The organism is Streptomyces katrae, from assembly GCF_000966975.1.
GTDB lineage: Bacteria > Actinomycetota > Actinomycetes > Streptomycetales > Streptomycetaceae > Streptomyces > Streptomyces katrae.
In genome coordinates, this window is sequence record NZ_JZWV01000034.1 from 1 (window position 1) to 6816 (window position 6816).

The window sequence follows — 6816 nt, forward strand, 5'->3', positions numbered from 1 at the left end:
AGGAAACGGAGAAAGGGCGGGGCGGGGAGCAAACCCTCACCCGTTCGGCCGCACGGCCCCCCGCTTTCGCCCCCCACCCCCGCCCCCACCGCCCAACTGCGAAGACGTCCCCCACACCCCCCGACACACCGATGACACCCCGTCAACTCACCGACGTCACCGACGTGCCGACCCCCCACCGGTGGGCCACGCTCCCAGGACCGGCCGCCCGAGCCGGCCCAGGAGGAATGCCATGTCCCGCGCCCGATGGGCAGTCACCGCACTGACGGTCACTCTGCTCTGCACCGGCATCGGCCTGTTGCGCGGCGCGGACGGCGCGGACGGAGCGAACGGACCGGGCGGTCAGGACCCGGGAACCTCGAGCATCGCGGACGCCCTGCCCTCCCACGCGCTCGGCCTGTCCGGCCACCGCCGCCTGGTACGCGAGCTGGAGCACTCCGGCACCCACGGCCATGCCCCGGCCCGCAGGAGCCGGACCGGGGCCGCCGGACCGCTGCGCCCCTCCCGGCCGCTGCGGCTGAGGATCCCCAGCCTGGGGGTGGACCTCCCGCTGGCCGAGGGCGCTCCGGACGGTGAGGACACCGCCGGCTGGGACGCCGCCGGCCCGGCCCCCGGCTCGGCCGGAACCGCCGTGGTCACCGGCAACGGGCTCCCCCTCGCCGACCTCCGCCGGGGCCGCACCATCGAGATCCCGCGCGCGGACCACCGTACGGCCGTGTTCACCGTCGAGCGGGTCTCCCCGTACGGGGTGACCGCCCCCGACCGGGGCGGGCGCGCACGGCTGCGGCTGGTCAGCGGCGAGACCTCGGTCGTCGCCCGCCTGACCGGCCCCCTGCGCACCGGCTGACCACCGGGCCCCGGCCGCGCCGGCACCCGGCGACGGGCGCCGCGTCAGCCGAGGGGGGTGTTCCCGTCCCCCGGTCGGGGGCTTCTGGGGCACCTCCGGGGAGCCGGCGGCGGCAGCGGGGCAGGGAAACCCCATGAGCGGTGCGCGGTACGCGCGGACGGTGCTGGCGCGGGCCCTGACGGTGGCCTGCGTCGCCCTGCTGTGCCTGTTCGCCGCCGGTCCGGCGGCATCCGCCACCGCCGGCGCCGATCCCCGTGCCGCCTCCTCCGCACCGGCCGATCCCGCCGAGGGACAGGGGCAGGGGCAGTCCGGTCCGGCCTCGGACCCCGATGCCCGGGCGGACGTACGGACGGTCGTGCGTGCGGCTCCTGCCCTGCGCGAGCTGCCGCCGGGGACGTTTCACGTGAAACACGCGGGCGAGTCCACCTGTGTGGCCCAGGGCGGGCCGGACGGCGCAGCCCTGTCCCCGCGCACGGTCCGGAGTGTGGTCCTGCGCTGCTGAGGGGGCCGAGCGGCAGAACTCCCCCCCACACACCCCTGGACCACCGTGAGGTTCCGTCATGCCCATCGACCCGTACGCCGCCCTGAACGCCATGATCCGCGCGGAGGCCGTCCGCTTCTCCCCCGCGGCCCGTGAGGGCCGGCCCGCAGCGCAGGCCCCGGCCCCTCAGAACCACCGCGACACCGCACCCGAGGCCCCCGGCACGGCGGCCGACGGCGAGCCGCAGCGGCCCACCGCCGACCCGGCCGCGTAACCGGCCCGGCGACGCCGTGGAGCGCCGGTTCCCGTGCCCCGCGACGGGGGGCGGGAACCGGCGCCACGGTGGTGCGCAGGGATTCAGTCCTCCCGCGTGTAGTACCGGTAGAAGGCCATCACCCCGACGCCGATGCCCGTGAACAGACCGACGACGGTGGAGCGGAGCACGGACTGGTTGGTGAGGCTGTGCAGGTAGCCGACGGCGACCCCGGCGAACACCCCGTACGCCGCGGCGTGCAGCTCCCGCATGAGCAGCGGGCCGAACCGCGCGAGGCCGTACATGACGGCGGCGAAGAGCACGCCGCACAGGATCCCGTAGAAGACGTTGCCGACGGTGACCGGACCGGTGTCGCGCTTCATCATGGCGGCCCAGACCCCGTAGACGAGGCCGAGCAGCAGGGCGCGGATCAGGGCGCCCCTGTGGAGGTCGTGCTCCGCCGACGTCATCGGACGGTGCCACTGGATGGTGCGGGGGGCCGCGTGTGCCATGGCGGGCTCCTCTCTTCCAGCCTCCAGAGCACACCCGCCGTCCCGGAGCGGCAAGTGGATCACCCGTCCGGGCGGTACGCAGCAACGGGGGTGGCGCCGGAGCCCGTGTCCGCCTTCCCTGGTGACGTGCGCACCTACCTGTCGGCGGCCCTGATCGTGCTCGTGGCCCTCCTCGTGCCCGCGAGCGCGATCGCTTACTGGGCCGACCGCCAACTGGGTGACGCCGACGGCTACACCGCCGCCATGTCCCCCCTCGCCACGAACCCCGCCGTGCAGGGGGTGGTCGTCGCCCAGGCCGGCCGCGCCCTCTCCGGGCAGATCGACGCGGGCCCCTTCCAGGGCGGGGTGGACGCCCTGCTGGGGGAGGCCCTGCGCTCCTTCGCCGGGACCCCCGCCTACCGGACGGCCTGGGACGCGGCCAACCGGGCCGCCCACACCGCGTTCCTGGAGGCCCTGACCAGCGGCCACGGGGACGCCGTGACCATCGACCTCGCGCCGGTGATCGCGCGGGTCAAAGGGGAGCTGGTGGCCGACGGGGTGCCGTTCGCCGACCGCATCCCCGAGACCCACCTGTCCGTGGAAGTCATGGAGTACGACAACCTCGGCGCCCTCCGGAAGGGGTTCCGCATGCTCCAGATCGCCGGGGTCTGGCTTCCCGTGCTGACCCTGCTGCTCGCCGTGGCGTCCGTGGCGGTCGCCGTGCGGCGCCGCCGCGCCGTACTGGCCACCGGTCTCGGGATCGCGGCCGGGGCCGTCCTGCTGGGGATCGCGGTCGCCGTGTGCCGCCGTCTGACCCTCGACGACCTCCCCGCCGACATCGACCGGGCGGCGGCCGGGGCGGTGTACGACGCCCTCACCGCGTTCCTGCGCACCACCGCCTGGGTGGTCCTCTCGGTCGGACTGGCCACCGCTCTCACCGCATGGCTGATGGGCCGGCTCCGCCGCACCCCATAAGCTCGGAACATACCCATCCTCCGCAGTACGCCCCAGAAGAACCGATTCGCGAAACCGGTGACACGGAAGCGGAATGACCACCGAACGACGCACCGAGCACATACCGCCCGAGCCTGGCCGGGGCCATCCCCTGGCTCCCCCCACCTGGCTGCTCGCGGGACTGCGGCCGAGCAGCACCCCCGTCAACTGGGCGGCGGTCGTCCGCGCCGGGATCGCGATGGCGGTCCCGCTCGCCGTCGGCTTCGCCCTGGACGAGCCCGAGTACGGGGCGCTCGCCTCGATGGGCGCCCTGTCCGGGGTGATCGGCGACACCGCCGACGCCTACCGGATGCGGATCCTGAACATCGCGCTCCCCCAGCTCCTCGGCGCGATCGGGGTGGCCCTGGGCACCCTCGTCTACGGCCGCGGCTGGGTCGCGGTGGCCGTGCTCACCCTGATCGCCCTGCTGTCCGGGATGATCTCCTCGATCGGCACGGTCGCCTCCGCGTGCGGGCTGGTGTTCCTGCTCAACGCGGTCGTCGGGGCCGGCCTGCCGATGCCCGAGCCCTGGTGGACGGCCCCGCTGCTGCTCAGCGCGGGCGGCCTGTTCGTCCTGTTGCTCACCCTGCTGGGCTGGCCGCTGCGCGGCCGGCAGCCCGAACGGGCCGCCGTCGCGGCCGTCTACCGGGCCGTCGCCGACGCGCTGGAGGCCGCGGGCGGGCCGGCATCCGTGTACGACGAGCGCCGGCAGCAGGTCACCCACGCCCTCAACCAGGCCTACGACCTCGTCCTGGGCCGCCGCGCCGGGTTGCACGGGCGCAGCCCGTCCCTGGTGCGGGTGCTCGCCCAGCTGAACGTGCTGATCCCGCTGGTCGAGGCCGCGCCCGCCGCCCATCTGCGCGGCCGCCCGCTGCCGCCGGAGGTCCCGGCCGCGGTACGGGACCTGGCCGACGCCGTCGAGGAGGGCCGCACCGGAACCCCGGCCCTCGACCTGCCCGCCCCGCAGGGCCCGTCCGAACGGGCCGTGGACGCCGCCCTGCGGCACGCGGCGGAGATCGTGCACCTCGCGGAGCCGGACCCGTACAACGTCGACGACCGCCTGGGCCGGCCCGCCTCCCTGCGCGTACGGGCCGGGCGGGTGGTGCGCGACATGATGCTCTCCGAGGCCTCCTGGCGCTACGGGATCCGGCTCGCCCTGTGCATCGGCCTGGCCCAGTCGCTGGTCTCCCTGGTCGAGGTGGAACGTTCGTACTGGGTGGCGCTGACGGTCACCTTCGTCCTCAAGCCGGACTTCGGCTCGGTGTTCTCCCGCGCGGTGCTGCGCGCCCTGGGGACGGCCGCCGGGCTGGTCCTCGCCGCCGCCGTGCTGGCGGAGGTACCGCGGGGCTGGTGGGACGTACCAGTGATCATGGTGCTCGCCGCGTTGATCCCGGCGTTCTCCGCGAAGGGGTACGTCTTCCAGACCGCGGCCATCACCCCGGTGATCCTGCTGCTGTCCGACCTCCTCAACCACCAGGGCTTCGACCTCATCCGGCCCCGGCTGCTGGACAGCCTGATCGGGTGCGCCATCGTCCTGGTCTTCGGCTACCTGCTGTGGCCCGAGAGCTGGCACACCCGGGTCGGCGACCGGCTCGCCGACGCCGTCGACGACGCGGCCCGCTACGTGGAGCGCGCCTTCGCCCCCGTCGCGGACGAGGCCGAGCTGCGGGCGGCCCGCCAGTCCCGGCTCCAGGCCCGGCGGCGGATCTACCGCGACCTCTCGGGCGTCCGCAGCGAGTTCCAGCGGGCCCTGACCGAGCCCCCGCCGACCGGCAGCCGCGCCGCCGCCTGGTGGCCGCTGGTGGTGGCCGTCGAACGGATCGGGGACGCCACCACGGCGGCCCGGGTCCGCGTCAACCACGGGGCCGCCGCCCCGCCCCCGTCCGAGGTGGCCCGCATCGCCGAGCAGCTCCGCGAACTGGCCGAGGGCATCCGCAGCAGCGAAACCCTGGTCCGCGTCGAGGTCCCCCCGGGCGACACCGAGCCGGGCGTCCTGGCCCCCCTCCACCAGGAACTCGCGGCCGCCCGAGCCATCTCCCAACCGAGCCCCTGACCCACTGCGCGGCGCCCGGTCCCCCGAACGCCCCGCGGACCGGGCCGCGCCGGGCCGGCCGGGGCAGCATCGACACATGCGCATCCGCCGCCCCCGGGCACTGGCAGTCGTCGCCCTCCTGGCGGCAGCCACCGGGTGCGCCGACGTGGAGGGCCTCAAGAACCAGGGCGACCAGGGCACGGTCCACGCCCCCAGGGCCCTGTGGAAGGGCTACTTCCCCGACCCGCCGGGCCCCGGGCAGCAGCCCGGGTCGGCCGCCGTGGTCCCGGGCCTGCCCAAGGTGCCGGGCCTGAGCATGCGCGGGGTGGACGCCCTGTCCGTCGTACGGGCCGACATCACCTCCGCCACCGCCGAGGACGGCGGCACCGGCCGGCTCGTGGACCCCAGGGCCGTCCAGCGGCTCGCGCTCTGCACACAGGCTGTGGACGGCGGCCCCTACTGCCCGGTGCGGCCGGGGGTCCTGCACGACCTGACCGGCAACGGCAGGGAGGAGCTGATCACCGCCCTGGACGTCGACGGCCGCGTCTCCGAACTACGGGTCTACACCGTCCGGGACGACGGCAGGATCGCCCGCATCCTCTCCCGCCGCGGGGTCCTGGAGGGCGTGGAGGTGGCCGCCGAGCACCTGGCCGTCCGTGAACCGACCTCGAACCCCGCCTACATCTCCGTCTCCGACTACGTCTGGGACCCCAACACCAAGAGCATGAGCCTGTCGCAGCTCACCCTCGACGACTGCCCCACCCTGAGCGACGTCCCGTTGAGCGCGGACCGGCAGCGATGCGCGCGCTGAGCAGCCTGCGCTGGAAGATCGCCCTGACCACCACCCTGGTGTGCTGCACGGTGGCCGCCTCCCTGGGCATCGCCGTGCACAACGTGGTCGCCCGGCAGATCGTCGGGGAGGTCCGCAAGGACGTGGAACGGGAGCTGGAGCACGCCCTCAGCCACTACGAGTACGGCACCGCGCACGGTGACGTGCAGGCCGCCCTCGACCCGCCCGGCCTCCCGGGGCCCCTGCGCGACCTCGTCGCACACGGCCGGACCGGCAGCATGGTCGGCACCTACCAGGGCAAGCCCGTCATGTGGGGGGCCGCACCCGCCGACCGGCAGGCCCTCGCGGTCTGGATCCCGTACGACACCACCCGCGCCCGGCTCCAGGACCTGGACACCGCGATCCTCGCCTCCTCCGCGCTCGCGGCCGGGGTGGTCGCCCTGGCCGGCGTGTTCCTCGCCAACCGGATCAGCCGCAGCCTCACGACCACGGCCGCCGTCGCCCGCCGGATCAGCGCCGGCGACCTGGACGCCCGGGTCGGCTTCCCCGCCGACGGCGACGCCCGCGACCCCCACCGCTACCGCGACGAGGTACGGGACGTCGCCCAGGCCCTGGACTCGATGGCCGCCTCGCTCCAGGCACGCCTGGAGGCGGAGAAGCGGTTCACGGCCGATGTCGCGCACGAGCTGCGCACCCCGCTGACGGGTTCGCTGGCCGCCGCCGCGCTGCTGCCGGAGGGCCGGCCCAAGGAGATGATCGAGGACCGGCTACGGGCCCTGCACCTGCTCACCGAGGACCTGCTGGAGATCTCCCGGCTGGACTCGGGGGTGGAGCGGGCCGACCTGGCCCGGGTGGAGCTGGGGCGGGCCGTACGGCGGGCCGTCGCCGGGTCCCGGCTCGCCGCCGAGGTCCGGGTGGTCCGGGACGCG

Annotated in this window: 8 protein-coding genes; 7 read left to right on the plus strand and 1 reads right to left on the minus strand. The window is 75.3% G+C overall.

The window, feature by feature from the left end:
- Positions 1 to 232: 232 nt before the first annotated feature.
- The 3 genes from VR44_RS40890 (at position 233) to VR44_RS02270 (ending at position 1602) form a co-directional block, all read left to right on the plus strand.
- On the plus strand, positions 233 to 847 hold the full coding sequence (locus tag VR44_RS40890; RefSeq protein WP_052713433.1) for a class F sortase: 615 nt from the start codon (positions 233 to 235) through the stop codon (positions 845 to 847).
- 133 nt (positions 848 to 980) lie between these two features.
- Complete coding sequence (locus VR44_RS02265; RefSeq protein ID WP_045945635.1) at positions 981 to 1349, plus strand: hypothetical protein; 369 nt, start codon at positions 981 to 983, stop codon at positions 1347 to 1349.
- 58 nt (positions 1350 to 1407) lie between these two features.
- The gene (locus VR44_RS02270) at positions 1408 to 1602 is read left to right on the plus strand and encodes a hypothetical protein (protein ID WP_045945636.1); all 195 of its coding nucleotides are present in this window, start codon (positions 1408 to 1410) and stop codon (positions 1600 to 1602) included.
- A gap of 83 nt (positions 1603 to 1685) precedes the next feature.
- Here the strand turns inward: VR44_RS02270 and VR44_RS02275 are convergent, their stop codons facing one another.
- Positions 1686 to 2093, minus strand: a complete 408-nt coding sequence (locus VR44_RS02275) for a hypothetical protein (RefSeq protein ID WP_045945637.1) — start codon at positions 2091 to 2093, stop codon at positions 1686 to 1688.
- 126 nt (positions 2094 to 2219) lie between these two features.
- Here VR44_RS02275 and VR44_RS02280 point away from each other — a divergent pair, with 126 nt between their 5' ends.
- The 4 genes from VR44_RS02280 to VR44_RS02295 all read left to right on the plus strand — a co-directional run.
- Positions 2220 to 3047 carry a hypothetical protein gene (locus VR44_RS02280; protein WP_045945638.1) on the plus strand — a complete coding sequence of 276 codons (828 nt, stop codon included), beginning with the start codon at positions 2220 to 2222 and terminating at the stop codon, positions 3045 to 3047.
- A 73-nt stretch (positions 3048 to 3120) separates the two neighbouring features.
- Positions 3121 to 5118 carry an FUSC family protein gene (locus VR44_RS02285; protein WP_094191380.1) on the plus strand — a complete coding sequence of 666 codons (1998 nt, stop codon included), beginning with the start codon at positions 3121 to 3123 and terminating at the stop codon, positions 5116 to 5118.
- A 76-nt stretch (positions 5119 to 5194) separates the two neighbouring features.
- Positions 5195 to 5908, plus strand: coding sequence for a hypothetical protein (locus VR44_RS02290; protein WP_045945639.1), 714 nt, complete (start codon positions 5195 to 5197; stop codon positions 5906 to 5908).
- Positions 5896 to 6816, plus strand: a 921-nt coding sequence (locus tag VR44_RS02295; RefSeq protein WP_094191381.1) for a histidine kinase dimerization/phospho-acceptor domain-containing protein, incomplete at its 3' end; no start/stop codon positions are given. The genes VR44_RS02290 and VR44_RS02295, both read left to right, overlap by 13 nt.

What these genes read in the sequence shown, in the direction of transcription:
- VR44_RS40890 (WP_052713433.1), top strand. Translation starts at nt 233, where the DNA reads ATGTCCCGCGCCCGATGGGCAGTCACCGCACTGACGGTCACTCTGCTC.
- VR44_RS02265 (WP_045945635.1), top strand. Translation starts at nt 981, where the DNA reads ATGAGCGGTGCGCGGTACGCGCGGACGGTGCTGGCGCGGGCCCTGACG.
- VR44_RS02270 (WP_045945636.1), top strand. Translation starts at nt 1,408, where the DNA reads ATGCCCATCGACCCGTACGCCGCCCTGAACGCCATGATCCGCGCGGAG.
- VR44_RS02275 (WP_045945637.1), bottom strand. Translation starts at nt 2,093, where the DNA reads ATGGCACACGCGGCCCCCCGCACCATCCAGTGGCACCGTCCGATGACG.
- VR44_RS02285 (WP_094191380.1), top strand. Translation starts at nt 3,121, where the DNA reads ATGACCACCGAACGACGCACCGAGCACATACCGCCCGAGCCTGGCCGG.
- VR44_RS02290 (WP_045945639.1), top strand. Translation starts at nt 5,195, where the DNA reads ATGCGCATCCGCCGCCCCCGGGCACTGGCAGTCGTCGCCCTCCTGGCG.